The sequence below is a fragment of the Aeromonas bivalvium genome, from assembly GCF_000819765.1.
GTDB classification, from domain to species: Bacteria; Pseudomonadota; Gammaproteobacteria; order Enterobacterales; family Aeromonadaceae; genus Aeromonas; species Aeromonas bivalvium.
The window spans coordinates 454,199-478,690 of record NZ_CDBT01000008.1 but is presented as its reverse complement, the minus strand read 5'-3'; the positions used below and the strand labels follow the sequence as shown (position 1 = coordinate 478,690).

Genomic DNA, 24,492 nt, shown 5'->3' with positions numbered 1-24,492 from the left:
GATTTAGTTGACCACTACAGAGACACGATTGCAGTCGTGAGCATTACCCAAGCGATAGTCGCTGCCGTTTGGGTACATCTCAGACAGCTTTAGCCTAGCGATACATCGTCGACTTCTCTTTGACCAAAACAAAGCTTAAACGTATCTCTACTAATCGACTTCAATAACTCATCTTTTTTTGACATATCTTTAGGAAGTGGGTGCTCGAACATCAATTTCAAGAGAAATACGTTAACATCATGAAACTCCTTTGGAACCCCCAATTTATCCCAAAAACCTCTTCCTTGTTTTTGGTTTTCTAACGCTTCTGCTTCATTATTTAGTGTGCCTTTTATACGCAACTCCATATTGGAACTTGCTAACATGGCATTAGTTTGACAGAGGTCCTTCGCGGCTTCATCAGACAGATTTGGATAAAAGCCTGTAACCAACACGCTTTCCGGCAACGTCATTATAGAAACTACATTTTTAGCCCAAGCATGGCCTACCAACATTATCAACACTGCCCCTAAAATCAATCTCTTCATCTTCCCCAAACTCCCGTTGTTCTGGCGAACATGCCGCTATTGTGTCGCTCGTCTAGCTATGACCTAGCCGTAACCTAGCCGTAACCTAGCCGTTATGATACCAGCTTACAGGCGTCAATTTGAGCCGTGGGAATCTGTTTCTTGCATGTTAACGATCACGCCGCTTTGGTTGGTGCCCACGCGAGATACTAGCCAATTGCTAGCCAGTCACTAACCAGATATTACCGTTTTATTACCGTTGGGCTCTCACCGTTTTATCACCGTCGTTTGGATGCGGTGGGGTAGCTGGTGGGGTAGCAGTTGCCAGTACCTCACCATGCAAAACCCCAGTGCTGGCGAGGCTTACAGGTGCGTTTTTTGTTGGTGGTGAAGTTGGTGAGGTAAGTTTCCTATAAACCCCCTCAGCAATAGCCGTTGCTTGTGTTCGTGAGCAGCTCCCAGTGTGTCAATCCCTTCCCCTTGTCTATGTGTAATTACTTTATAAAGAGATCTACTTCACCACTTCACCAAATATGAATGAAAGCCAGCAGCAGCAAGGGTTAGCGGCTGGTGAGGTAGCCCGTTTTCTACCTCACCACTACCTCACCGCTTCACCACAAAAAAGCCCCGCCAAATCGGCAGGGCTCAAGGGGTGCCACCAGCAACGGCTATTCTTGGGGCTGCGGCAAATCGTTCACCGGCAAACGGTATTCCTTGCGCCCCGATCTCGCTGGGCGTGATTCTATGCGCCCTTCCTTTTCCAGCATTGTTAACGCCCTCCCATATCTACTCGCCATCGCGGGCTTTTCACCGTGACGTTCACAAAGATCGGCAGCAGTGAACCAGCGGGCGGATTGCATCGGGCGGGCCAAGTGTCGGTCAACAATTGTCTCGTAATGTGGCCCCTTGTCGGTGTGTGTGTCGTTCGCCGTGGCGGCTTGCTTGCTGGTGGCCTCGTCGAGATACCAGCTCGCCCCCGCATCGTAGTCCGCTTTGACTTCAAGCCAGAACTGGCGCAACAGTTCGGGAGCGGTTTGGCTTAGACGGCCAGCATCCCAACTCCAGCCCAATAATTCATTCAGGCGGTCAAGGTCTGCGGCACCTGCCATCTCGATAACAGCAAAACGAGCGTTCCCTGTATGGTCTTTGAGAAAGTCAGTGCCGTTTACCGTCGCAATAAAGCCCGTCTGTCGGGGTTTCTCCGTGAATGATTTTGCGTAGGGTATGCGGAACCGATCCACATCGCGGGTAATGAACGCCTTCAATGCTCCGGCTTCGTGCCTTGTTGTCGTTTCCAACTCGGCTAGTTCCACAATCCAAGCGGAAACAGCACGGCGTACATCGTCCGATTTGTTGGGGTCAATCGAGCAATCCAACGTCGAGCCCGCCACTACTGCGGCCAGTCTGTTAACCCATGCCGATTTTTTGAATGACTGCCCCCCCACCAATACAGGCACGAGCTTTGACAGCCATTGCTGTTCATACAATGCTGCCACACAACCCACCAGCCAAGGGCGCAGGACTGCGGCGGCATAATCGGGCTCAGCAGCGTTGAGCGTTGCCAAGACAGCATCAACTCGGCGCACTTCATCCCATTTGGGGCCAGCCTCTAGCCACTCTCTGACAGGGTGATAGCTGTTCGACTGGCACAGCGCGATCAAGTGCTCGTCTATGGCGGCATCGGGAACTTCGGCACGTTGGCAGGCGTCCACCAAAGCCGAACGCTGCCCCTCATCAGTTTTGCCAAGGCGGCGTCCCTCGGCTGTCATTAGCTCAGGGGTTACTGTCATCGTGTTATAGCGGTAAACCCACCCCCTATGCTCCAACACGGCCCACAGGTTAGCGGACGTTTTTAGCGGCTTTCCCTTCTCGTCAGTGTCCGGCAGAAATAACGGTGGGTCGTTCTGTTCGGGGCTAGCTGGTGGCTCGAACGGGATCACGTTTGTTGGCGGTGGCAGCGGCTTCATTGCGCGGCCTCCATGATCTCGGCCATTTGAGCAGCACTCAGCAATGGAAACATAACCCCCTTGGGCTGGCTAATAGCCTTTGCTTGCCCCTTAGCAACGGCTAACGATTTGGTGCCCTCTCGCATCGCCTCGAATTGCTGGCGTTGCTCGTCGCGCTGTGCCCGTGCCCACTCGCGGCGGTTGTGCGCGTGAATATCGGGGAAGTGCTCTCTGGCAATCTCTTGAACGGCTTTGACGCTATCCCCGCTGAAATTGCGAATGGTGATCAGGTCGAACTTGTCGCACAGCCTATTACCAGCGGGATCGCTTTGGTGGTGCGAGAAAATGCGCTCTTTGCCATCCGTCGAACTGGTCAGAATATGAACCCCAGCGGTGCCACTGGTTGATTCTGGTGCCATCCATGCGTTTCGCCCCTTTCGCTTATAGGCATAATGGGCGAGCAGCTCCGTCCATTCGTAGCTGGCATTCACGCGCTCGATGATCGACACCTGTCTACCCACCAATCTTTCATTGAATGGCTTGGGGGCTACCTGTTTAAACCGTTGGCTAACTTTGGCTGCGGCTGCTTGGTGCTGCTCCGCCAGCGCGGCAGCATTGAGCCAGAACGGGGCGGACGGGCTCAGCGCTGCCCCCTCGGCGATCATGTGCTGATAATGCTCGGCAGTGCTTTTTATAACCGTTGGCAGGATCATAAATTGAGCAGGGCGGCCAACACATGGATCAGATCCCAGCAACTCGGCCAACGCGAATTGCAGATCCGCCCACATAGTGAATGGCACAGGCTCGGCCAGCTCCACAAATACCCGATAACGGGGGGCGTCGGGCTGGTGGCTCAGGGTTGAATAGATGATAAACGAGCACAGCCCTTGCTCCTGCAAAACATCGGCTATGGTCTTGGGCGTCTGGCCCTTGGCGTTGTCCAAATCGGCGCGAAGCATTCCAAACAGTCCGTTAGCCTCTGCTTGCGCCTTGTGACGAGTCTTGCCATTGTGGGCGGCCACCAGTGGGGCAGTCCGTTTTGTGGCGTCCGGCGTGTGAGCGCGGTTTCGGTGAGGGATACAGGCTGCTTGTTGCAGATCTTGCCACGTAATAACTCCGAACGTTTCGTTATTTGAAACATTGGGAATAGTGGTAAAATTGATCATCTCGATATACCTTCAATTAGCTGGCGGGCTGGCGTCGAAAGTTCGCCCACCAGCGGCTAAACCTACGCCTCGGCCTTGCTAGTCGGGGCGTTTTCTTTCAGCAGTAAAGCCACCTCTTCGGGAAATGCCTCTTGAACCGCCAGCGCTCGCTCATACGCGAGCCTTTCGTTTTCCCCCTCATACTTGGGCTTGCTTCGCCAGAATCTCACTGTTATGCGCTCGAATTTTGCTGCGGCTGCACTGGCTGCCGCTCGCAGATCTGCTTTCGCGTTTGTTAGTGGGTAATGGGCCATCAGATTTCCCTCCCTTGACGCTCAATGAACGCCAATACCTCGGCCAGTTTCCAACGGATGGAATTTGGCCCAATTTTCACAAAGGCGGGAAAGTGGACGTGTGGATCGTTGATCCAGCGGCGAATGGTTGAACGGGAAACGGACGTAAGCTCAACCAACTGCTTTTCGGTAATGAGAACGGGTGACATTGATTAGTACTCCACATTGAACCAGCGCGGGATACGATGGCATGTGGCGAACTTTAGATAGCCGGTTTCACGAATAACCGGCTAGTAGTGAATGCAATCAAATCTTTTTTTTAAAGTTTGTAATCCAATTTCGAACCGTGCTTTTTTTCGTCCTCTTTCCGCCTTCATTGGTCACAAAGTAATCAACGTCATCTATTTCTTCGAGCAATTGATCCTGGCCAGAATGATTGCTACGCAGTTCATCGAAGATCATTTCACTCGTCCAGCCAGGGTGTTCTTCCACTATGTCACGGACAGTATCTTTCAACGCGTTATACCTCTGTGTTCGGGGCCTCTTGGCTCGCTCGCTCTGCGTCCTATTGCTTAGGCGTATGTGAGTCGCTAGTCGATAAGACCAAGGATGATACCCAAGGGACATCTCTCCGCTAGATGAACGTTCACCCCCATGCTTCACAAGGTCATTAACTTGACCGGCGATCCTCATAAATTCGCCAAGCGGAGCCGCAGCCTCTTCTATCTTGATGAATATCTCGCGCTTGGACGGGGTTCGTCTTGCTTGGTTCTTCTCCAGTATGGCCGCCAATCGGCGCAGATATTCTATCTCTTCTTCTGCCGTTACCATCATCCACGCCCCCCAAAGTTGACCGACACCACGTTGCCCGGCTTGGCCTGCTCCGGTTGCGTTATGGTTGCCATGAAATCTCCCCAGCGCAGAAACAGCGCTCGCAACTTCTCTGCCATGCCGCCCACTTGATAGGTGCGGATCAGCCTGTCTTTGGGGACGTGGTTTAGCATCAGCTCGATCAGGCGCTCGGGGGCATCCAGATATTCAGCGGCCCCCGTTGCCATACTGCGGCGCAGGTCGTGCGGGCTGAATGGCGCAAGCTCGGCAAGGTACTTGATGCGAACACGCTCTAGCGCTTTGGTGACAGCATCCCCTGTGATCGGGTGTCCGGTCTTGCTGGTGGACTCGAATACATAGGGGCCATTAGATAACGCTTTTTGCTGCTCGATAATATCCAGCGCCAGCGGGCACAGGGTTACAACGTGGGCGCGTCCGTTCTTGGTTTCGGGGATTGTCCAGCGGTCGCCGTTAATCTGCTCCCAGCGCATCCCTACAGCCTCGGAACGGCGTACAGCGGTCAGGGTTATTAAACGCAAGCAGTTTGCCACCGCCAGCGATAGCACTACGTTAGACGCGATCCCACGGCCACCAGCCGCCACAGAACCGCCGCCAGCGGTCGCTTGTTCAAGTGCTCCCCATAACTGGCGCAATTCATCGCGGGTCAACCAGCGTTCACGGGGTGGGGGCATAGACGCGCCAAACATGGCGGGCTTTAACAAGCGGGCGGGGTTGATCTCGATGTGACCTTGTAATACCGCATGATCAAGACACTGGTTCAGGACTATCAGCCCTTTTCGTGCGCCCTCAGCTGTCTCTACTCGGCGGAAATGCTCATACAGTACGGCACGGGAGAGATCGCATACTCGGGTATTGCCAATGGCCGATTCAATGTGGCGGGTGAACGTCCCCTCATAATCGCGCAGGGTGCGCGGGCCTATCGGTTTCGATTTGGCTCGCATCACCAGCCAATCGCGGTAAATCTCGCCAAGGGTTGGCATCTCGATGTTTTTCGCCTTGGCTTGCTTGGTGACAGTAAGCGGATCAATTCCCTGCTTTACCAATTCAGCCGCTTTACCGTGGGCCTGTCTGGCTTTTGCTAGGGTCATGGCGGGATAGCCGCCAAGCAGCATTTCCCCAGCTTTGCCCGCTATCTTGTAGCGATAGACAAAGCGCTTGATTCCACTGGTGCGCACTTCCAGCTTGAGCCCGCCACCATGCTTTGACTGGATAGCCATACGGCGCACAATAACGCCGGATTCTGGTTTGATTGCCGCAATCTCGGCATCGGTTGTAATCGCCATTCCGTACCCCTCCTCATACCCCTCTTTTGCTATGGTATAGGGTGATATTTCACGACACAACCTGATACAGTGAATGGTATTTAACTGGTTGATTTAATGTATTTTATTTTTGTTTTGTGAAGTGGGGTGACACGGGCTGAAATTGGCAAAATCTGGATTCGTAATGCGAAGGTCAGGAGTTCGATTCCCCTTATCGGCACCAGTTTCCACCCATTGCCCAGCGTTCTATTGTTGCGCGCTATGTCCTGATTAACTATCCATCACTCCCGTGATGGAGACGCGGTGCGGGAAAAGCCTTAATGGATGGTTCGGGTCGTGCTGACACGGTCAGCACGACCCCCCGCCCCACTTTCATGCCAGCCGTCATTCACCCGCCCAGTAAAACTCAATCCGGATCCCGCTTGGCTCGTAGCACATCATGTGCACAGCTGGCCCCTCCCGGATAAGCGAAGGGGCAAACTCAATATTCACGTCACGAACCGAGAGCCTGTCATGAATCTCAAACAGCGCGGCCTTGCTGTTGACTGAGATGGCCAGATGATGAAGACCTACGTTGCTCTTGCGATCAAAATGGGTCGGCTCATCCGTTTGGGCTGCCCACAGTGTCAGCATGATCGACCCGTCACTGACAAAAATTGCCGGATAATCATCTCTTCGCCTGACTTCCTGCCAACCCAGTAATGAAGTGAAGAAATGCGCGCTCTCTTCCAGACACATGGTGGTCAAACCAATGTGATTCACCCCTTGCGTCAACGGCAAGCTCATATCCATCTCCTTGATAAAAATATTGAATTGAGTTCTCCGACTTCATGCCTCAGGCATGAACGACAGACCTGGCTTGGATCCATTGCTAGAAAAATCTGTCGCAGCAAGGACTTGAGCCCCCAAGCGATAGATCTCCTCGTACCCGGTGACCTCACCAAATTCGGCTCGAATGATCATGCCTTCCAGGAAGGTCATGATCGCCTCACCTTTCGCCTCCACTCCCCTTTCGCCAGGCTCGAAGATTGAGAGCAGCAGCGACTTGAGCCACATTTTATGCTGCACGGCCAATCGCGCCAGGCTCTCGTCATGACCTTTGAACTCGGCAATAGCGTGCATGAACATGCATCCCTTGAAGTTGACGGCTCGAAACCAGTCAAAATGCCAGTCAAGAATGGCATTCAACCGGCTGACCCGACCCGCCTCTCCTGCGACCACAGCGTTTAACTCATCCTCGAATCTTTGATGCCGACGAACCAGGACAGCTTCAATCAGGTCACTTTTAGAGCCAAAGTGTCGGTACATGGATGTCTTAGACACCTCTGCCTTATCCCGGATCAGATCGACACCCACTGCGGTATAACCAAACTCATTAAACAGCTCTCCGGCGACGTTTAAGATGTGCTCTTTTTTACTGATCATGGGCCTTATTCGCTTCCGTTAAAATTCATTATGAGAGTATTGCCATGAAGTGTACAGATCTGTACGATACCCAAACGTGTACAGATCTGTACACGCAGTGTATCACAGTTTGGTCATGATATTCCCATATCATTTTCGAGGATAAGAAATGAAAAAAATACGCGGTGGTGGCGAGTTGCCGCCCAAACCAACTTCCATTCAACTGATGAAAGGATTTGTCGGCGGCACACTCGGTATTTTGATACTTGGCATCATGGGGCAAACGACGGGGGTACCCTGGTTGATGGCTCCTTTCGGAGCAACCTGCGTGATTTTATTTGCAGCACCAAGTTCCCCACTCGCACAACCACGTAATGTCATTGCCGGTCACCTCATTACTTCAGCCGTAGGTCTGGCAGCCCTGTATGGGCTTGGCAACTCAGTCTGGGTGATCGCATTGTCTGTCGGTGTTGCCATTATGCTGATGCAATATTTGCGGGCAGTTCACCCACCTGCCGGCGCCAACCCTATAGTGATCATTCTTGCCGGCCAAAGTGCGGTAGGCTTTGATTATCTGGTCACCCCGACACTCATTGGCAGTATTACCCTCGTCATGTTGGCTTCCGTAGTGAATAACTATGGGGAGGAGAGCAATTGGCCTGTCTATTGGCATGGGCTTGGCCGTAAAAAGAGACAATAAACATGCCCAAGATTGAGCTATCAATTCATGGCGATATACACAAGACCGTTATCGACAATATCGCCATCAAGCTAACAGAGTTAACCCGTGACTTATTATGCAAAAAACCAGAGGTCACAAGAATACATATCAACAGAAATATGGATCTATGCTATATAAATGCCATTACCATAACAGATGAAAGCGCCTTTGACCTTGGGATATATATTACTAAAGGCAGCTGTTCTGACGCGCAAAAGCAGCAGTGGATAAAAGAAAGCCATCAGTACCTTTATAAAATACTGGGCGAGAGCATGACTAACACACCAAATTACATATCCATCCATGAGCTCGATGCTAACAGCTGGGGATACAATGGTGTTAGTCAAATGGCAAGAATGATGTCTAAAAGCAACCAATAATACAACCTAGCCAAGGAGATATATAAATGGAATTTATCGCCCCCCCGGAATCCAGAGATGTCGTACTAAAACTGGGCTTCGACAATGATATCAGTTTACCCACTGAGCTGGCGTTTCAACCATATCAGCGAGGCCTACGTGAGGGGGTTGATATAGCCATTTTATTCGATGAAACGACCCATGATCCAAAGGGAGCAGACATGGCATTTCTTCGATATGAGGCCGGAGCTTATGTTCCAGGCCACGTTCACATGGGCTTTGAGTCCGTATTAGTGCTGCAAGGCGATTACATTGAAAATGGTCAGACATTCATGCCAGGCTCGCTTATTGTACGTGCTCCTGGTACCTGTCACAGTATGGCGTCAAAAAATGGATGCGTGATCCTGGCATCCCGCTATCAACCAGTGAAGCAATTGGTCGATTGACATCATGAAGCGAACGACAGCAAGAGAAATTGCAGAGCTGATTGCTTGTAACACGGCCGTGATACCGGGAGGATTTGGCTGTTGTGGCCACCCGGATCTGCTGACAGAGGCCATTTCGGAACGGTTTCATCGTGAGCAAAAGCCGACAGGATTGACACTGCTCTTTGCCTCAGGTGCTGGTGACAAGCAGGGTAAAGGACTGGATAAACTTGCCGATCCCAGGCTGGTCAGGCGAGCCATAGGCGGATTCTGGGGATTTTGTCCTGCAATGACAAAATTAGGGAAGGTGGGAGAAATTGAGGCCCACAATTGGCCTATGGGTGTCATAAGTCACTTATTCCGCGATATGGCATCGGGTCTGGATGGGCACTTCAGCCACGTAGGCTTGCATACCTTTGTCGATCCACAGCTAGAAGGTGGTGTCCTCGATACCGATACGCTTCCTTTGGTCGAAAAAATCTCTCTCCATAAGAAAGAGCTACTCTACTACCCGAGCCCCGGTGCCGACTTTACCTTGCTGCGGGGCACCTTAGCCGATGAACACGGCAATATCTCCATGATGGGTGAAGCTGCCTTACACGATGCCCTGTGGCAGGCAATGGCCACCCGTAATAATGGGGGCAAGATTGCTTTTCAAGTAGAAAGAGTCGTTCATCGTTTGCCGGCCGAGCAAGTAGATATTCCTGGTCATTTGGTTGACTACGTGGTTGAAAGTGGTAATTCACATTACCCCAGTTATGGTTCGGCTCCCCAACACCAGCCTATTGAACAGGTATCGCCATCACTGGCCAAAAAACTCATTATCCACCGCGCTTGCCTGGAGCGACTCCCTGATGGTGCCTTTGTTAATTTCGGTATAGGCATTCCTGCTTTGGTGGGAGCCCGACTAGACCGGATGAATAAAAACATTATTACATCTGTAGAGTCTGGCGTTATCAATGGTAAACCTAAGAGTGGGTTGGCTTTTGGTGAAGCGACCGAATTCAGCAGCATACTTCAGCAAGCAGATCTCTTTAGCTTCTATAATGGCGGTGGGATCGACGTAGCATTTCTAGGTTTTGCCGAAATAGATCGAGATGGTAATGTCAATGCCAGTTCCTTTGGTGATAAATACACAGGCGCCGGTGGTTTCATCAATATTGCCACGTCAGCAAAAAAGATTGTTTTCTGTGGCACCATGACAACCAGGTCTCTGCTGCTGACCGAGAATAATGGCACAATGGAGATAACGCAGGAAGGTGAGATAGGCAAGTTCGTGGAGAAGGTTCAGCAAGTCACCGCAGCCACGAACACGCCCCTGTTTTGGTCAAAAGAAATTATCATCATCACTGAGCGCGCCGTCTTCTCTCTTCATAAAGGCGAGTTGACGTTAAAAGAGCTGACCATGGGCATTACCATTGACATGGTTGTAAATCACATACCATTCCCTATCCTGATATCGCAAGATATTTCTAACAACATATAGACAAGGATGTCAAACGTGGAAACCAATATCGTTGTGGTTGGCGGCGGGGCCTCTTGCATTTCATTTATAGATGCCATGCTGAAAAAAAACATTCAAAACAAGCTGGGCCATTTATCTCTGATTGTTCTAGAAAAATCCAAGGAAATTGGTCCCGGTAATGCCTACCTGAGCGACTTGAAGAGTAATCTCTTGAATACCAAGGCCGGTAACATCACAGTGTTCAAGGACAGTCCAGGTGATTTTTACAACTGGCTGGAATGCAATGAATACAAATGGAAACCTGAGTTCCCAGAACTCAACATAAGCAAAGATACGTATGCACCCAGATCTTTATTTGGCATGTATATGAAGGATGCTTTCTCCTCTGTTTGTGCCGATGCCCGTCGATGCGGGATTAAAATCAAGGTAATATGTGATGAAGCCATCAAGATAGAGCAAATATCAAGCCACCAAACCCATGTCATCACCCAAGGCGGCAGAGTGATCATTGCCGAGAAAGTGCTATTGGCCTGTGGCACTCAACAGCAAATAGCGCTACGAGAGTCCCATCATGATGATATCATTCGCTCACCGTATCCCACGCGAGAACTAAAAAATAAAATCGGGTCTTCCGACAATGTCGCCATCATAGGCGCCAGGCTCAGTGCGATCGATGCAACCATTGGCTTGATTGATGGTGGTCACACAGGCCAGGTTACTATCTATTCTCGCAGCGGATATTTTCCTTTTGTCCGTGGTACTCAGGGGCGTTATAAAAACAGCTACCTCAACCCTGATTATATCTCAGCCCATCACGCCAGCATCGATATAGCAACCCTGGGCCACCTCTACATGAAAGAATGCCAGGAGTATCTCGCTCAATCTGGCGATGACTATTTCGAAGAGATGCCTCCCTTGAATCGCCCCATCACAAACTTGGCGCACTTCTTGGAGCGAGAGCTGGTACTGGCCAAGCAGAATCGTGCCTGGCAGGCCATCTTGTACGACACCAACCGAGGCATAGAACATATCTGGGATCGCATGCCCTCAGCAGATCAGGATTTGTTGATTAAACATTATTTCTCCTCGGCCATGTCACTTCGGGTCTCCATACCTGCTGAAAATGCCGAGAAGATACTGAGCTACCTCCATTCCGGCCAGCTTAAATTCATCACTGGCACTTCACAAATAGAAGTCAAGGCCGGTCAACTAGTCATATGTTGTAATGGTGACAGCCTTCCTGTCGACAAAGTAATCTATGCAACTGGAAGCCCAAAATCACTCAACCAGATTGATTCTCCACTTGTTCATCATTTGATAGAGAGCGGTGTTTGTGTTGAGAATAAATTTGGTGGCCTTGATGTTTGCAAGCACAGTTACGGGCTGTTCTGTAAAGAAGGCAAAATGAATACAAACATCTTTGCTATTGGCGAACTCACGAGTGGGCGCTTCCTCTTTACCAGTGCACTGGACATCATACTCCGCCATGCGCACGCGTGTGCCGACAGTATCGAGAAGTTCATGACTGAGCATGACAACTCTCACCCTCTCACTCATCAAAGGAGCCTCGCATGAAATCGTCATTTACCCCAATCCCACCACTGCTATTAGGTCCAGGTCCCTCTCCTGTTCACGAATCGGTCTTGTCTGCCATATCACAACCCACGATCGGACATCTGGACAAGCAGTGCTTTGCGCTGATGAATGAAATCAAGCAGATGTTGCAGCAGTTGTTCCAGACCCAAAATGCATTGACCATCCCACTCTCGGGCCCAGGCTCTGCGGGGATGGAGGCGTGCATTGCCAACCTGATCGAACCCGGTGAGAAGGTGGTGGTATGCATCAACGGCGCCTTTGGACAACGACTGGCCGATAGCGCAAGAAAAGTCGGGGGGCACGTCATCGAAGTCAACGCTGATTGGGGATGTGCCATCTCTCCAAATGCACTGCGGCAGGCATTGCAGCCGCATACCGATACCCAATCCGTCTGTTTTGTGCATGGAGAAACCTCAACTGGGGTGCTTAATGATGCCCAGGCCTTGTGTGCCGTGGCCCATGAGTTTGGCGCCTTGACCATTGTGGATGCGGTAACCTCCCTTGGCGGCGTTGAGGTAAAAGTGGATGAATGGGGCATAGATGCCATTTTCTCGGGCTCCCAGAAGTGCCTTTCCTGCCCACCTGGCTTATCACCAATCAGTTTCAATACACGGGCCATCAATAAACTCACCCAGCGAAAGTCCCCCATTCCAAGTTGGTTTCTGGACTTGTCAATGATCAGCAATTACTGGAATGAATCTTCCCGGGTTTACCACCATACCGCCCCTGTCAATGCGCTCTATGGGCTACACCAGGGATTATCCAATGCGCTGAATGAAGGCAGCAATGCGCTGATGATGCGACACCTTGAATGCAACGATATCCTCGTATCAGGCCTTGAGGCGCTTGGCTTGACTTGTCTGGTGGACAAGGCCCATCGACTGCCGCAACTGACAACCATACAGATACCAGATGACACGGACGACAAGGCCTTCCGTGACATCCTGATGGACGAGTACCACATTGAAATTGGCGGGGGGATCGGAGCATTAGCCGGCAAAGTCTGGCGAGTCGGATTGATGGGGAACGGCGCCAGGGTGGACAATGTCACCCGGCTGCTTGATGCCATGTCCCATGCACGCCAACATGCGTTGCGCCCGACAGCAAAACAACCTGGCTGATCTTGCACAACCCCATGACCCCCAATCCGGTCACGCCTGCAGGCATGCACCACTGCCTTGACTGATTTGCCCTTTCATGGGGTGGCAACTGCTGTTAACATGCCGCCCCTATGTCTATTTTGCGCTCTGGCGTGACCGTCACGCCGCCCTGACCCCGCCTTTCGCGGCGCCTGCCGCCTGACTCTGGTTGTCACAACCGGAGCGTTTTTGTTCATCTGTCATATACCAATACAACTATGCGATCCTGCCCGAGTGCCACCTGACCCCGAGTCTGGACTTGTGGTCATGGATCCTCAACAAGCGAGAAAATCCCCCCATGCTGGAACGTGCAAGACAAGAGTGGTTCTCCAACATACGCGGTGACCTGCTGGCCGGTACCGTGGTGGCCCTGGCGCTGATCCCGGAGGCCATCGCCTTCTCCATCATCGCCGGCGTCGACCCCAAGGTCGGCCTCTATGCCTCCTTCTGTATCGCCGTGGTCATCGCCTTCGTCGGCGGCCGCCCGGGCATGATCTCGGCCGCCACCGGCGCCATGGCGCTGCTGATGGTGACCCTGGTGAAAGAGCATGGCCTGCAATATCTGCTGGCGGCGACCCTGCTCACCGGCCTCTTCCAGATAGCGGCGGGTTACCTGAAGCTCGGCAGCCTGATGCGGTTTGTCTCCCGCTCCGTGGTGACCGGCTTCGTCAACGCCCTGGCCATCCTCATCTTCATGGCCCAGCTGCCCGAGCTCACCAACGTCACCTGGCAGGTCTATGCCATGACGGCGGCCGGTCTTGGCATCATCTATCTGTTCCCGCTCATCCCCGTGGTGGGCAAGCTGGTGCCCTCCCCCCTGCTGTGCATCGTCATACTCACGGCAGTGGCCATTACCATGGGCATCGATATCCGCACCGTGGGCGACATGGGCGAGTTGCCCGATACCCTGCCCATCTTCCTCTGGCCCGAGGTGCCGCTGAATCTCGAGACCCTGGCCATCATCTTCCCCTACTCTGCGGGTCTGGCCGTGGTGGGCCTGCTCGAATCCATGATGACGGCGGCCATCGTCGATGATCTGACGGATACCCAAAGCGATCGCAACCGCGAGTGCAAGGGCCAGGGGATCGCCAACATAGGCGCCGGCCTGATGGGGGGCATGGCGGGGTGCGCCATGATTGGCCAATCCATCATCAACATCAAATCCGGCGGTCGCGGTCGCCTCTCCACCTTTGTCGCGGGCACCCTGCTCATCCTGATGGTGGTGTTCATGGATGAATGGATCCGCCAGATCCCCATGGCGGCCCTGGTGGCTGTGATGATCATGGTCTCTATCGGAACATTTTCCTGGGAGTCGGTGCGCAATCTGAAAACCCACCCCCTCTCCACCAGTATTGTGATGCTGGCCACAGTCGCCGTGGTCGTGGCTACCCATAACCTGGCGCTCGGGGTATTTGTCGGGGTACTGCTCGCCTCCCTGTTCTTCGCCAACAAGGTCGCCCGCTTCATGCTGATCAAGAGCGACAGCGAGCGCAGCGACGCGGTGCGCACCTATCGGGTGCGAGGCCAGGTGTTCTTTGCCAGCGCCGAGCAGTTCTTCGCCGGCTTCGATTTCAAGGAGGTGGTGGAGAAGGTGGTGATCGATCTCAGCCATGCCCACTTCTGGGACATCACCGCCGTCACCGCGCTGGACAAGGTGGTCATCAAGTTCCGCCGCGAGGGGACCGAGGTGGAGATCATCGGTCTCAACGAGGCCAGTGCCACCATAGTCGACCGCTTCGGGGTACACGACAAACCGGAAGAGGTGGAAAAGCTGCTGGCTGGCCACTGATCACGACAAGGAGTCCAACATGACAAACATTGTTGCCTGTATCGACGGTTCACCTGCCCAGGCGGCGGTGTGCGACGCCGCCGCCTGGGCCTCGACCGGCACGGCGCTGCCGGTCACCCTGCTGCATGTCTTGGAAAGAAACGAGTTTGAAGGGGAGAGCGACCTCTCAGGCGCCATCGGTCTGGGCAGCCGTGAGCACCTGCTCAAGGAGCTGGCCGAGCGGGATCATCAGCGCAGCCGTTTGGCCCAGGAGCAGGGTCGCCTGCTGCTCGAGAGTGCCAAAGACTACCTGACCGACGTGGGGGTAACAGAGGTCGAGACCCAGCAACGCCGCGGGCAGTTGGTGGAGGCCATACAGGCGCTCTCACCCGGGATGCCCATGATGATCCTGGGCAAGCAGGGCACCACCCACGTCCGGGACCATGCGCTCCTCGGCAGCCATATCGAGAGCGCCATTCGCACCCTGGACAACCCCATCATGGTGGTGCAGCCGGGCTTTGAGGCGCCGAGCCGCTTCCTGTTCGCCTATGACGGCAGCCAGAGTGCAAACAAGGTGTTGGCGCTGGTCGCCAACAGCCCGCAGCTCAAGGGGCTGGCGTGCGATCTGGTGATGGTCGGCGAGCCGAGTGACGAACACGAGCGCCAGCTGGTGCAGGCCAGGCAGGTGTTGGAGAGTGCGGGCTTCGAGGTAAACGACCGCCTGCTGCAGGGGGAGGTCGCCCCGAGGATCTGCCAGCATGCCGCCGAGGGGGGGATCACTCTCATCGTCATGGGAGCCTATGGCCACTCACGGTTGAGGCAGTTCATCGTGGGCAGCACCACCACGGCAATACTGGCAACCACCAGCGCAGCCGTGCTCTTGCTGAAATAAAGAAGAAGGGGGGTGGCCATGGCCACCCCCCTTCTTCATGATGCGGGGCTCACTCCCCCGTCACCCGATGCGCCGCCCTTGTGCATCCACCACCCGCTCCCCATCCTCCTTGCTGAAGGCCTCGCGCTGGGGCTCGGCGGCATCACTCATGGGTGCACTTTCGCTTTGCCATAACTGCGCTTCATGCGCAGGGCCACGTTGACCAGGGCGATCAGCACGGGCACCTCCACCAGCGGACCTATGACGCCGGCGAAGGCCTGATCCGAACTCAAGCCAAACACGGCGATGGAGACTGCAATGGCCAGCTCGAAGTTGTTGCCGGTGGCGGTAAAGGCGATGGAGGCATTCTTGTCATAGGGAATACCCAGCGTCTTGCCCACCAGGAAGCTGGTGAAGAACATCAGCACAAAGTAGACCACCAGAGGTACTGCAACCCGCAGCACATCCATGGGCAGCTCGACGATCATCTCCCCCTTGAGGCTGAACATCAGCACGATGGTGGCCAAGAGGGCAATCAGGGTGATTGGGGAGATGGCCGGAATGAAGCGCTCGCTGTACCACTTCTCCCCCTTGGCCTTGACCAGATAGTGACGGCTCAAAAAGCCTGCCAGGAAGGGAATGCCGAGATAGATCAACACGCTCTGCGCGATATCCAGCATGGTGATGTCCACCGCGAAGCCCTGCAAACCGAACAGCGGCGGCAGCACGGTGATGAACAACCAGGCCATGAAGCTGTAGGTGAGGATCTGAAACGCGCTGTTGAGGGCCACCAGGCCAGCACCGTACTCCTTGCTGCCGCCGCCGAGATCGTTCCACACCAGCACCATGGCGATGCAGCGCGCCAGGCCGATCAGGATGAGGCCCACCATGTAGCCCGGCTCGTCATGCAAAAACACCAGGGCGATGACGAACATCAATATGGGGCCCACCAGCCAGTTCATCACAAGGGACAAGGTGATGGCGCGGCGATCCCGGGTCATGGCGCCCATGGTGGCGTAGTTCACCTTGGCGAGCGGCGGATACATCATCAGGATGAGACCGATGGCGAGCGGCACATTGGTGGTGCCGACCGACATCGCCTCGTTCCACTGCGCCACCTGGGGGAACAGATAGCCAATGCCCACCCCTATTGCCATGGCGACGAAGATCCAGAGGGTGAGGTTACGGTCGAGAAAACCCATTTTTTGGCTGACGGGCAGATCGCAGCAGGCATTGCTACTCATCAAGAGGCTCCCTGAGAGGATGAAACGGGCGGCTGCTGGCGGGGCAAGCCGATTGAAATCAGCGCCGCCAACAGGATGAAGCCGGTGGAGATCCAGAGGCAGGCCTCCAGACCATAGAGCTGGAATACCAGCCCGGAGAGCAGGGTGCCGAGCAGGCGCCCCAGGGCATTGGCCATGTAGTAGAAGCCCACATCGAGCGATACTCCATCAGCTCCTGCATAGCTGACGATGAGGTAGCTGTGCAGGGAGGAGTTGATGGCAAACAGGGCGCCAAACACCATCAAGCCGCCTACCAGGCTGATGGCCGGATGCAGATCGACATGCAGCGCCAGGGCAATCAGAGCCGGGATCAGGGCCAGCACCAGAGCCCAGCCCATGGCGGCCTTGCCATCGGGCACCCGCCCCTCTCGCTTGCCGGTAAAGCGGGGGGCCTGGGTCTGAACCACGCCATAAGCAATGATCCAGAGCGCCAGAAAGCCCCCCACATACCAGTGATCCCAGCCAAAGCTGGAGGCGAGGTAGACAGGCAGTGCTACCACAAACCAGACATCGCGGGCACCAAACAGGAACAGACGGGCGGCTGACAGGTAATTGATGGCACAGCTCTTGGAGAAGATCTCGCTGAACTTGGGCTTGTTCTTGGCTTTGCCGAGATCCCGTTTCAGGGTCAGCATGCTGACGCACCACACCAGCGCCAACGCCAGTGCCATGACCAGCACGGCCCCCTGAAACCCGAGCAGGCTCAACAGGGCGCCGCCAAGGAAGAAGCCCATCCCTTTCAGGGCATTCTTCGAACCGGTCAGAAGTGCTACCCACTTGTAGAGCTGACCCTGCGCCTCTCCCGGCACCAGCAACTTGATGGAGCTCTTGGCACTCATCTTGTTGAGATCTTTGGCCACTCCCGAGAGTGCCTGCGCCCCCATCACCCAGGGCACCGTCAGCCAGAGCGGTGGCACCAGCAAGATGCCCAGCGCCAGCACCTGGAGGGCTAGGCCGATGTTCATGGTGCGGTTGAGCCCGAGGCGAGCACCGAGCCAGCCCCCCACCAGATTGGTCACCACCCCAAAGATCTCGTAGAAGAGAAACAGGGAGGCGATGGCCAATGGGCTGTAACCCAGCCCATGAAAGTAGAGCACCACCAGCATGCGCAGAGCGCCATCGGTCAGGGTAAAGGCCCAGTAGTTGCCGGTCACCAGTAGATACTGGCGAGCCTCGGGGGAGAGTCGGGTCAGTGCCATGGCCGGGTTATCCTTGCGCCTTGTCCATTTGACCGACCATGTGCATCAGCTCGGCGGTGCGGTTGGCATAGCCCCACTCGTTGTCATACCAGGCGTAGATCTTCACCTGGGTGCCGCTCACCACCATGGTGGAGAGTGCATCTATGGTGCAGGAGCGCGGATCCGTCTTGTAATCCACTGACACCAGGGGGCGCTCTTCATAGCCCATGATCCCCTTGAGCTCATTCTCGGCCGCAGCCTTGAGCAGGCCATTGACCTCGGCTTCGGTAGTGGGGCGATTCACCTCGAACACGCAGTCGGTGAGGGAGGCGTTGGCGAGCGGCACCCGCACCGCATGACCGTTCAGCTTGCCCTTGAGCTCGGGGAAGATGTGGGTGATGGCGGTGGCAGACCCCGTGGTGGTGGGGATGAGACTCAGGCCGCAGGCGCGGGCACGGCGCAGATCGCTATGGGGGGCATCCAGGATGGTCTGGGTGTTGGTGATGTCATGAATGGTGGTCATGGAGCCGTGCTTGATGCCGAGCTGCTCGTGGATCACCTTCACCACGGGCGCCAGACAGTTGGTGGTGCAGGAGGCCGCCGTCACTATGGGGTGCTGCGCCTTGTCATAAAGATGGTGGTTGACCCCCATGACCACGTTCAGGACCCCCTCCTCCTTGACCGGCGCGGTGACCACGACGCGCTTCACCCCTTGCGCCAGATAGGCGCCCAGCAGCGCCTTGGTTTTCATCTTGCCGGAGGCCTCGATCACCACATCACAGCCAGACCAGTCGGTCTGGCCTATCTCCTTGTTGCGGGTGCAGAGGATGCGCTGATTGCCGATCACCATCTGGTCCCCCTCGCTGCTGGCTTCATGGTGCCAGCGGCCATGGACCGAATCGAAGGTGATGAGGTGTGCCAGGGTGGCGGCATCGCCAGCCGGGTCATTGATGCGGACAAACTCCACATCCGCCCAGTCGAAGGCGGCGCGAAAGGAGAGACGGCCCATGCGGCCAAAGCCGTTGATACCCACTTTGATGGTCATGCTGTTTTCCTTAATCGGCGAATGAGTAGTGGTTGTTGAGGTAGTCGACGTGGGGCGCCAATGTCAGTGCCTTGGGGCGCAGCCCTTGCACCAGCGTCTTGACAGCGGTGGGGGCGTAACCCGCCTCCAGCAGCAGGATGGCCGCCATCAGTCCGGTCCGTCCCGAGCCGCCACGGCAATGAATGGCCAGGGTCTGACCTGCCGCCAGACGCGCCAGCAGATCCGCCTTGTGGTTGGCAAAGGCTTCGGCAAACGGTGCTTCGGGGGCGCAATCGTCCTCCACTGGTAGCTGGAACCAGGCCAGTCCCAATGCCTCGCACTCGGCGGGCAAGGCATCGGCCTTGAACCGCGCCAGCTCGGTATTCGGCATCAGGGTGATCACGGCATCCGCTCCGGCGGCTTGCAGGGTCTTGAGGGAGTCCTGCAGGGAAGCCTCCCTGGTGCCGGGACAGGGGGTGAAGACAAGGCGGGCGCCATTGTCCAGGTTCAGGATGTCAAAGGGGTGCATGATAAGCAGTGGCTCCATGTCTCGTCAGGATGGGAGGGGGAATGGGGGCTCGATGCGGCGGTGCCGGGCGGGCGTCAGCACGACTCGTCGCAACAGGGCGAACGCGGCTGACCATTGGCGCCCTGGGGATGGATCTCCGCCAGACCGCAGGCCTCCGGATGACCGGCGCAGCACTCCTCGGTGAGGTAACCAATAAGCTCCAGCATCAGGGGAATGTTGGCGCGATAGCGCAAGAAACGTCCCTCCTGCTCCACCGAGAGCAGGCCCGCGTGCAGCATGGCCTTGAGGTGAAACGACAGGGTGTTGGGAGCAATGTCCAGCTCGCTGGCCAGCTGGCCGGCAACCTGGCCCTCCAGTCCGGCCTTGACCAGCAGACGCCATACATCGAGGCGAATGCCGGATGCGAGGGACTCGAATACCTTGGTGGCGATCTCTTTGTTCATCTGGAACCTCTGCAATCATTTCATTGATTCAACTATACAAGAGCAGTTGAAATGATCAAGCTCCCTCCCCAGGTTCCAATTTACAAGGGGAGACATCATTGCCATCATGCCCCCTTCCGGCACCCCAGCGAGCGGCACCCATGATGTTCAATCACCTCTCCCTCTCCACCTTCAACGAGCTGGAGCTGATGGTCTACCACTATGTCATCAAGCACAGGGAGCAGGTCCCCTTCATGCGGATCCGTGAGCTGGCAGAGGCGGCCGGGGTCTCGACCACCACAGTGCTGCGTTTTTGCAAGAAGCTGGGCTGCGAGGGTTTCTCCGAGTTTCGGATCCGCTTCAAGCTCTCCCTGGAGCAGGAGGCCCAGTCGGTCGCACGCTTCGGGGTCAACGAGCTGATGAGCTTCTTCAAGAGCATCAACAACCCCGAATTCGAAGCCCTGATCGACCAGGCCGCCGCCCTGGTCGCCAATGCCGACCGGGTCTTGCTCGTCGGGGCGGGCACCTCTGGCTCCCTCGGCAAATACGGGGCCCGTTTCTTCTCCAACGTCGGCAAATTCAGCAATCATATCGACGATCCCTATTACCCCATCAGTACGGACACCTTCAACAATGCGGTCGCCATTATTCTTTCCGTCTCGGGGGAGACGCCGGATATTTTAAAACTGGCGCAAAACTTCAGTTTTCATAAATGCAGACTCATCAGCATCACCAATAGCGAGACCTGCTCCCTGGCCAAAATTGCCGATTTCAATCTCTCCTACCATATGCCGCAGTTATTGGTGGGACAGCAGCACGATATAACGACCCAGGTACCGGTCCTGTATATTCTCGAGGCCATCGGCAGGCGTCTGACCGCCCATTCAATCCCTTGAAAACAGGCTGTTTTTTCGGTGTGACAGGTCACGAAATGCCTGTCTCGTTATATCGTGACTTTCTTGTTTGCTTTGCTAACCTCTTGCCATCTCACCTCGTCCCCAGCCCGGGCCCGGCTCGGTATCTCGCGGCGAGGTATGGCCAGACGACGCCATATTGGCGCCTTTGAGGAGAGCAACCAATGACACGGCAAGGGTTACCGAAAGAGTTTCTGTGGGGGGGCGCAGTCGCGGCCCATCAGGTGGAAGGCGCCTGGGATCAGGGGGGCAAGGGCCCCAGCATAGTGGACGTGCTGACCAGCGGCGCCCACGGGGTCGACCGTATCATCACGGACGGCATACTGCCCGGCCACCACTACGGCAACCACGAGGCGGTGGATTTCTATCACCACTACCCCCAGGACGTGGCCCTGCTGGCCGAAATGGGCTTCAAATGTTTTCGCACCTCCATCGCCTGGTCGCGCATCTTCCCAAAGGGGGACGAGCTCACCCCCAACGAGCAGGGTCTGCAATTTTATGACGACCTGTTCGACGAGCTGCTCAAGCACGGCATAGCGCCCGTCATCACCCTCTCCCACTTCGAGATGCCCTGGCACCTGGTCAAGGAGTACGGCGGCTGGAAACATCGCAAGCTGGTCGAATGCTTCGTGCGCTTTAGCGAGGTGGTGATGCGCCGCTACCGACACAAGGTCAAATACTGGATGACCTTCAACGAGATCAACAACCAGCGCAACTGGCGCTCTCCCCTGTTCGGCTACTGTTGCTCCGGCGTCGTCTACACCCAGGAGCCGAACCCGGAGGAGTGCATGTACCAGGTACTGCACCACCAGTTCGTGGCCAGCGCCCAGGTGGTCAAGCTGGGCCACGAGATCAACCCCGACTTCCAGATCGGCTGCATGATCGCCATGGTGCCCCTCTATCCCTACTCCTGCCACCCGGATGATGTCCTGTTCGCCCAGGAGGCGATGCGCGAGCGCTTCCTGTTCAGCGACGTCCACGTGCGTGGTGCCTACCCCGCCTACATCCGCAAGGAGTGGGAACGCAAGGGTTACCAGATAGTGATGGAACCCGGCGACGAGCAGATACTGCGGGAGGGCTGCGTCGACTACATAGGCCTGAGCTACTACATGAGCAACGCGGTGCGCGCCCATCACCAGGGTAGCGGCAACGCCCTATCGGGCTTTGAGGGCAGCGTGCCCAATCCCCACGTCAAGGCCTCCGACTGGGGCTGGCAGATAGATCCGGTCGGCCTGCGCTACAGCCTGAACATCCTCTACGAGCGCTACAACAAGCCCCTGTTCATCGTCGAGAACGGCTTCGGCGCTCTGGATAAGCCGGGGGATGAGGGCGAGGTGCAGGATGACTATCGCATCGACTACCTCAGATCCCACATAGAGCAGATGAAGAAAGCCGTCATCGAGGATGGGGTCGAGCTGATGGGCTACACCCCCTGGGGCTGCATCGATTGCGTCTCCTTCACCACGGGGGAGTATCGCAAGCGCTACGGCTTCATCTATGTGGACAAGCACGACGATGGCAGCGGCAGCCAGGCCCGCAGCAAGAAGAAGAGCTTCCACTGGTACAAGGCAGTGATTGCCAGCAACGGCGAGACTCTCTGAGACCAGGCCGTGCCCCTGCATGCAAAAGGGTTACCCCAGGGTAACCCTTTTCGTTTGCATCCCAAGGCAACCCCTCAATAGAGGCAGAGCCTGCGCCAGGGGCCCGTCACCTCGCACAGGCCCGTCTCCTCGGTCGGCTCCCAGCCGAGCCGGCGATAGAAGGCGATGGCCGTGGTGTTATGAACGGCCACCTTGAGGGAGACCGGCCTTGGCAGCTCGGCCAGCGCCCGCTCCAGCAGGGCGCGTCCCACCCCCTGGCCATGCCAGTCGGCGGAGACATAGAGGTGATGAACGAAGCGCTCCGGCGCCCAGACGGCGATGAAGCCGCAGGGGCTGCCTCCCTGCTCCGCGACCCAGACCCGCTCGCCACGGGTCTGCTCGGCAAAATCCGCCAACGCAAATTGCGAAGGCTCTACCCAGTGAAACGTCTGACGACGCCCCTTTTGAAACAGATGGGACAAGGGTGTCACATCCGCCTGTGTCATGGCTCTGATCATCGGCCTCTCTCCCTTCCATCACACTCTGCAACGTGCCGCCAGCCATCAGCTTACCCCAGCCAGGTGACAGGTTCCGGTTCCCCCGCATCCGCTGCTGTTAATTTGAACAACGGGCGGGCTATACTGCCCGGGTCCCGCCTACGGATAAGTGAGGTTGACCGACCATGGATAACAAGCAGATTGAAGGTAACATCTTTATTCCGGCTCACCTAGACGATGTCTGGCATGCCTGGACCACGGAGAGCGGGCTGCGCAGCTTCCTCGCCCCCGAGTGTCTGGTGGTGGCCGAGCCCAATGGCCCGTTCGAGATCTATTTTCGCCCCGATGCCCCCCTTGGCGAGCGTGGCAGCGAGGGGTGCCGGGTCATGGCCGTCATGCCCCATGACCTGCTCAGTTTTAGCTGGAACTTCCCCCCCCACCTGCCCCATGTGCGTCAGCAGAAGACCCAGGTCAGCCTGCGCTTCGTACCCGAAGGTCAGGGGACCCGCCTCCATCTGCTGCAAACCGGCTGGGCCAACGACCCGGACTGGGACGAAGGTTACGCCTACTTTCGCCGCGAATGGCTGGAAACCGTGCTGCCCCGCCTGCAATACCGCTTCACCCACGGCCCCATCGACTGGCACAACCCCCCCAGCGGCCAACAGCTCAAGTCCCTCGCGCAATAAGACCGCCGCTCTTGCAGTCAACAACACCGCCCAACGGGCGGTTTTTTTCCATATGTACAGCTACACACCAAACTGCGGTTCGCCATACTTTAATAGCAAAGCATTAATCGTCTCGACATCTTGGATAAGATTACTTCGCGAGTCATTAACTCTCATTGACGATGGAGCACCTAACTTACCAACGATGACATGACGGCGTACCCACATTACAGCCCCTTCAGGTTGTGCATCATTCTTTTGGTCACCACAATCAAGTTTGTAGCCACCAATAACCCACCCAGATTCGGTTAAGTATTGAATTTCCCATTCGTCACTTGCAGCCATATAACAGTCCTTTTAAGTTTTTATGTATACATAACACCCAAAGTAACACGAGCTCATGTTCCGCGAGGCATTTTGCAAGCATCTTGGGACACCCACCTTTTTAAGCGCTCAAAGACCTTCAAAACAATGGCCTTATCAGTGAACAGATTACATTTCCAAGCGATGCCAGCAATGAAATAATTGAACTGATCATAAAAACAGCAATAAGAATTTGGGACACCCACCTTTTTGAGTGCCGCGTTCAAGCCCGATTTGCCGCAACCACCTTGAGAAAACCAGCAAAAAACCAAGGCCACTCCGAGG

General features: G+C 55.5%; 27 protein-coding genes. 11 read left to right on the top strand and 16 right to left on the bottom strand.

From position 1 onward, the window contains the following. Nucleotides 1-89 precede the first annotated feature (89 nt). From BN1119_RS20355 to BN1119_RS03255, 9 genes are all read right to left on the bottom strand, one after another. The gene (locus tag BN1119_RS20355; protein WP_157438610.1) at nt 90-527 is read right to left on the bottom strand and encodes a hypothetical protein; all 438 of its coding nucleotides are present in this window, start codon (nt 525-527) and stop codon (nt 90-92) included. 647 nt (nt 528-1,174) lie between these two features. Continuing rightward, complete coding sequence (locus BN1119_RS03290; RefSeq protein ID WP_238427617.1) at nt 1,175-2,473, bottom strand: virulence-associated E family protein; 1,299 nt, start codon at nt 2,471-2,473, stop codon at nt 1,175-1,177. After that, nucleotides 2,470-3,618, bottom strand: coding sequence for a hypothetical protein (locus tag BN1119_RS03285; RefSeq protein ID WP_157438609.1), 1,149 nt, complete (start codon nt 3,616-3,618; stop codon nt 2,470-2,472). Before BN1119_RS03285 ends, BN1119_RS03290 begins: the two co-directional genes overlap by 4 nt. A 62-nt stretch (nt 3,619-3,680) precedes the next feature. Further along, nucleotides 3,681-3,911, bottom strand: coding sequence for a hypothetical protein (locus BN1119_RS03280; protein WP_041993779.1), 231 nt, complete (start codon nt 3,909-3,911; stop codon nt 3,681-3,683). Continuing rightward, a complete protein-coding gene (locus tag BN1119_RS03275; RefSeq protein WP_041993776.1) occupies nt 3,911-4,099 on the bottom strand; it encodes a helix-turn-helix transcriptional regulator in 189 nt (62 codons plus the stop codon). Before BN1119_RS03275 ends, BN1119_RS03280 begins: the two co-directional genes overlap by 1 nt. A 97-nt stretch (nt 4,100-4,196) precedes the next feature. Continuing rightward, nucleotides 4,197-4,724: a hypothetical protein gene (locus BN1119_RS03270; protein WP_157438608.1), complete on the bottom strand. Its 528-nt coding sequence runs from the start codon at nt 4,722-4,724 to the stop codon at nt 4,197-4,199. Further along, on the bottom strand, nt 4,721-6,025 hold the full coding sequence (locus tag BN1119_RS03265; RefSeq protein ID WP_041993770.1) for a tyrosine-type recombinase/integrase: 1,305 nt from the start codon (nt 6,023-6,025) through the stop codon (nt 4,721-4,723). The genes BN1119_RS03270 and BN1119_RS03265 overlap by 4 nt, the downstream gene beginning before the upstream one ends. 363 nt (nt 6,026-6,388) lie before the next feature. Beyond that, on the bottom strand, nt 6,389-6,790 hold the full coding sequence (locus BN1119_RS03260; RefSeq protein WP_041993767.1) for a VOC family protein: 402 nt from the start codon (nt 6,788-6,790) through the stop codon (nt 6,389-6,391). 42 nt (nt 6,791-6,832) lie between these two features. Next, the gene (locus BN1119_RS03255) at nt 6,833-7,429 is read right to left on the bottom strand and encodes a TetR/AcrR family transcriptional regulator (protein WP_209434881.1); all 597 of its coding nucleotides are present in this window, start codon (nt 7,427-7,429) and stop codon (nt 6,833-6,835) included. A gap of 148 nt (nt 7,430-7,577) precedes the next feature. Here BN1119_RS03255 and BN1119_RS03250 point away from each other — a divergent pair, with 148 nt between their 5' ends. The 8 genes from BN1119_RS03250 (at nt 7,578) to BN1119_RS03215 (ending at nt 15,773) form a co-directional block, all read left to right on the top strand. After that, nucleotides 7,578-8,108 carry an HPP family protein gene (locus tag BN1119_RS03250; RefSeq protein WP_041993764.1) on the top strand — a complete coding sequence of 177 codons (531 nt, stop codon included), beginning with the start codon at nt 7,578-7,580 and terminating at the stop codon, nt 8,106-8,108. A gap of 2 nt (nt 8,109-8,110) precedes the next feature. Continuing rightward, nucleotides 8,111-8,509, top strand: a complete 399-nt coding sequence (locus BN1119_RS03245) for a tautomerase family protein (RefSeq protein WP_041993762.1) — start codon at nt 8,111-8,113, stop codon at nt 8,507-8,509. Between the two features lie 26 nt (nt 8,510-8,535). After that, nucleotides 8,536-8,934 carry a cupin domain-containing protein gene (locus BN1119_RS03240; RefSeq protein ID WP_052448016.1) on the top strand — a complete coding sequence of 133 codons (399 nt, stop codon included), beginning with the start codon at nt 8,536-8,538 and terminating at the stop codon, nt 8,932-8,934. Nucleotides 8,935-8,938: 4 nt separating this feature from the next. Beyond that, complete coding sequence (locus BN1119_RS03235; protein WP_041993759.1) at nt 8,939-10,399, top strand: CoA-transferase; 1,461 nt, start codon at nt 8,939-8,941, stop codon at nt 10,397-10,399. Nucleotides 10,400-10,414: 15 nt separating this feature from the next. Next, a complete protein-coding gene (locus BN1119_RS03230) occupies nt 10,415-11,953 on the top strand; it encodes an FAD/NAD(P)-binding protein (protein ID WP_041993756.1) in 1,539 nt (512 codons plus the stop codon). Further along, nucleotides 11,950-13,095 (top strand): pyridoxal-phosphate-dependent aminotransferase family protein, encoded by a 1,146-nt coding sequence (locus tag BN1119_RS03225; RefSeq protein WP_041993753.1) that lies wholly within the window; start codon nt 11,950-11,952, stop codon nt 13,093-13,095. The genes BN1119_RS03230 and BN1119_RS03225 overlap by 4 nt, the downstream gene beginning before the upstream one ends. Nucleotides 13,096-13,411: 316 nt before the next feature. Then, a complete protein-coding gene (locus BN1119_RS03220; RefSeq protein ID WP_041993749.1) occupies nt 13,412-14,902 on the top strand; it encodes a SulP family inorganic anion transporter in 1,491 nt (496 codons plus the stop codon). A gap of 19 nt (nt 14,903-14,921) precedes the next feature. After that, nucleotides 14,922-15,773 (top strand): universal stress protein, encoded by an 852-nt coding sequence (locus BN1119_RS03215; protein ID WP_041993746.1) that lies wholly within the window; start codon nt 14,922-14,924, stop codon nt 15,771-15,773. A 146-nt stretch (nt 15,774-15,919) separates the two neighbouring features. Here BN1119_RS03215 and arsB read toward each other — a convergent pair whose 3' ends face one another. The 5 genes from arsB to BN1119_RS03190 form a co-directional block, all read right to left on the bottom strand. Then, nucleotides 15,920-16,996 carry an ACR3 family arsenite efflux transporter gene (gene arsB / locus BN1119_RS03210; protein ID WP_041993741.1) on the bottom strand — a complete coding sequence of 359 codons (1,077 nt, stop codon included), beginning with the start codon at nt 16,994-16,996 and terminating at the stop codon, nt 15,920-15,922. Continuing rightward, nucleotides 16,996-18,234, bottom strand: a complete 1,239-nt coding sequence (arsJ, locus tag BN1119_RS03205; RefSeq protein ID WP_041993738.1) for an organoarsenical effux MFS transporter ArsJ — start codon at nt 18,232-18,234, stop codon at nt 16,996-16,998. The genes arsB and arsJ overlap by 1 nt, the downstream gene beginning before the upstream one ends. Before the next feature lie 7 nt (nt 18,235-18,241). Further along, entirely contained in the window at nt 18,242-19,258 is a 1,017-nt protein-coding gene (locus BN1119_RS03200; protein WP_041993735.1) for an ArsJ-associated glyceraldehyde-3-phosphate dehydrogenase, read from the bottom strand. A 10-nt stretch (nt 19,259-19,268) separates the two neighbouring features. Then, on the bottom strand, nt 19,269-19,766 hold the full coding sequence (locus tag BN1119_RS03195; RefSeq protein ID WP_244463670.1) for a phosphatase domain-containing protein: 498 nt from the start codon (nt 19,764-19,766) through the stop codon (nt 19,269-19,271). 74 nt (nt 19,767-19,840) lie between these two features. Further along, entirely contained in the window at nt 19,841-20,209 is a 369-nt protein-coding gene (locus BN1119_RS03190; RefSeq protein ID WP_041993730.1) for an ArsR/SmtB family transcription factor, read from the bottom strand. A 140-nt stretch (nt 20,210-20,349) separates the two neighbouring features. Here BN1119_RS03190 and BN1119_RS03185 point away from each other — a divergent pair, with 140 nt between their 5' ends. Then, nucleotides 20,350-21,084: a MurR/RpiR family transcriptional regulator gene (locus tag BN1119_RS03185; protein ID WP_209434880.1), complete on the top strand. Its 735-nt coding sequence runs from the start codon at nt 20,350-20,352 to the stop codon at nt 21,082-21,084. A 182-nt stretch (nt 21,085-21,266) separates the two neighbouring features. Continuing rightward, on the top strand, nt 21,267-22,703 hold the full coding sequence (locus tag BN1119_RS03180) for a 6-phospho-beta-glucosidase (RefSeq protein ID WP_041993726.1): 1,437 nt from the start codon (nt 21,267-21,269) through the stop codon (nt 22,701-22,703). 74 nt (nt 22,704-22,777) lie between these two features. On the opposite strand, the gene BN1119_RS03175 is transcribed toward BN1119_RS03180, so the two are convergent. Continuing rightward, complete coding sequence (locus BN1119_RS03175; RefSeq protein ID WP_041993723.1) at nt 22,778-23,200, bottom strand: GNAT family N-acetyltransferase; 423 nt, start codon at nt 23,198-23,200, stop codon at nt 22,778-22,780. Between the two features lie 164 nt (nt 23,201-23,364). Here BN1119_RS03175 and BN1119_RS03170 point away from each other — a divergent pair, with 164 nt between their 5' ends. Beyond that, entirely contained in the window at nt 23,365-23,865 is a 501-nt protein-coding gene (locus tag BN1119_RS03170; RefSeq protein ID WP_041993720.1) for an SRPBCC family protein, read from the top strand. 60 nt (nt 23,866-23,925) lie between these two features. Here the strand turns inward: BN1119_RS03170 and BN1119_RS20345 are convergent, their stop codons facing one another. After that, nucleotides 23,926-24,189: a translation initiation factor 1 gene (locus BN1119_RS20345; RefSeq protein WP_157438607.1), complete on the bottom strand. Its 264-nt coding sequence runs from the start codon at nt 24,187-24,189 to the stop codon at nt 23,926-23,928. Nucleotides 24,190-24,492: the final 303 nt, after the last annotated feature.

Excerpts from the sequence above, each read along its gene's own strand:
- BN1119_RS03265 (WP_041993770.1), bottom strand. The coding sequence starts at position 6,025 with ATGGCGATTACAACCGATGCCGAGATTGCGGCAATCAAACCAGAATCC.
- BN1119_RS20345 (WP_157438607.1), bottom strand. The coding sequence starts at position 24,189 with ATGGCTGCAAGTGACGAATGGGAAATTCAATACTTAACCGAATCTGGG.
- BN1119_RS20355 (WP_157438610.1), bottom strand. The coding sequence starts at position 527 with ATGAAGAGATTGATTTTAGGGGCAGTGTTGATAATGTTGGTAGGCCAT.
- BN1119_RS03215 (WP_041993746.1), top strand. The coding sequence starts at position 14,922 with ATGACAAACATTGTTGCCTGTATCGACGGTTCACCTGCCCAGGCGGCG.
- BN1119_RS03245 (WP_041993762.1), top strand. The coding sequence starts at position 8,111 with ATGCCCAAGATTGAGCTATCAATTCATGGCGATATACACAAGACCGTT.
- BN1119_RS03185 (WP_209434880.1), top strand. The coding sequence starts at position 20,350 with ATGATGTTCAATCACCTCTCCCTCTCCACCTTCAACGAGCTGGAGCTG.
- BN1119_RS03240 (WP_052448016.1), top strand. The coding sequence starts at position 8,536 with ATGGAATTTATCGCCCCCCCGGAATCCAGAGATGTCGTACTAAAACTG.
- BN1119_RS03280 (WP_041993779.1), bottom strand. The coding sequence starts at position 3,911 with ATGGCCCATTACCCACTAACAAACGCGAAAGCAGATCTGCGAGCGGCA.
- BN1119_RS03195 (WP_244463670.1), bottom strand. The coding sequence starts at position 19,766 with ATGCACCCCTTTGACATCCTGAACCTGGACAATGGCGCCCGCCTTGTC.
- BN1119_RS03285 (WP_157438609.1), bottom strand. The coding sequence starts at position 3,618 with ATGATCAATTTTACCACTATTCCCAATGTTTCAAATAACGAAACGTTC.
- BN1119_RS03200 (WP_041993735.1), bottom strand. The coding sequence starts at position 19,258 with ATGACCATCAAAGTGGGTATCAACGGCTTTGGCCGCATGGGCCGTCTC.
- BN1119_RS03180 (WP_041993726.1), top strand. The coding sequence starts at position 21,267 with ATGACACGGCAAGGGTTACCGAAAGAGTTTCTGTGGGGGGGCGCAGTC.
- arsB (WP_041993741.1), bottom strand. The coding sequence starts at position 16,996 with ATGAGTAGCAATGCCTGCTGCGATCTGCCCGTCAGCCAAAAAATGGGT.
- BN1119_RS03190 (WP_041993730.1), bottom strand. The coding sequence starts at position 20,209 with ATGAACAAAGAGATCGCCACCAAGGTATTCGAGTCCCTCGCATCCGGC.
- BN1119_RS03250 (WP_041993764.1), top strand. The coding sequence starts at position 7,578 with ATGAAAAAAATACGCGGTGGTGGCGAGTTGCCGCCCAAACCAACTTCC.
- BN1119_RS03170 (WP_041993720.1), top strand. The coding sequence starts at position 23,365 with ATGGATAACAAGCAGATTGAAGGTAACATCTTTATTCCGGCTCACCTA.
- BN1119_RS03255 (WP_209434881.1), bottom strand. The coding sequence starts at position 7,429 with ATGATCAGTAAAAAAGAGCACATCTTAAACGTCGCCGGAGAGCTGTTT.
- BN1119_RS03220 (WP_041993749.1), top strand. The coding sequence starts at position 13,412 with ATGCTGGAACGTGCAAGACAAGAGTGGTTCTCCAACATACGCGGTGAC.
- BN1119_RS03270 (WP_157438608.1), bottom strand. The coding sequence starts at position 4,724 with ATGATGGTAACGGCAGAAGAAGAGATAGAATATCTGCGCCGATTGGCG.
- BN1119_RS03235 (WP_041993759.1), top strand. The coding sequence starts at position 8,939 with ATGAAGCGAACGACAGCAAGAGAAATTGCAGAGCTGATTGCTTGTAAC.
- BN1119_RS03225 (WP_041993753.1), top strand. The coding sequence starts at position 11,950 with ATGAAATCGTCATTTACCCCAATCCCACCACTGCTATTAGGTCCAGGT.
- BN1119_RS03175 (WP_041993723.1), bottom strand. The coding sequence starts at position 23,200 with ATGATCAGAGCCATGACACAGGCGGATGTGACACCCTTGTCCCATCTG.
- arsJ (WP_041993738.1), bottom strand. The coding sequence starts at position 18,234 with ATGGCACTGACCCGACTCTCCCCCGAGGCTCGCCAGTATCTACTGGTG.
- BN1119_RS03275 (WP_041993776.1), bottom strand. The coding sequence starts at position 4,099 with ATGTCACCCGTTCTCATTACCGAAAAGCAGTTGGTTGAGCTTACGTCC.
- BN1119_RS03290 (WP_238427617.1), bottom strand. The coding sequence starts at position 2,473 with ATGAAGCCGCTGCCACCGCCAACAAACGTGATCCCGTTCGAGCCACCA.
- BN1119_RS03260 (WP_041993767.1), bottom strand. The coding sequence starts at position 6,790 with ATGAGCTTGCCGTTGACGCAAGGGGTGAATCACATTGGTTTGACCACC.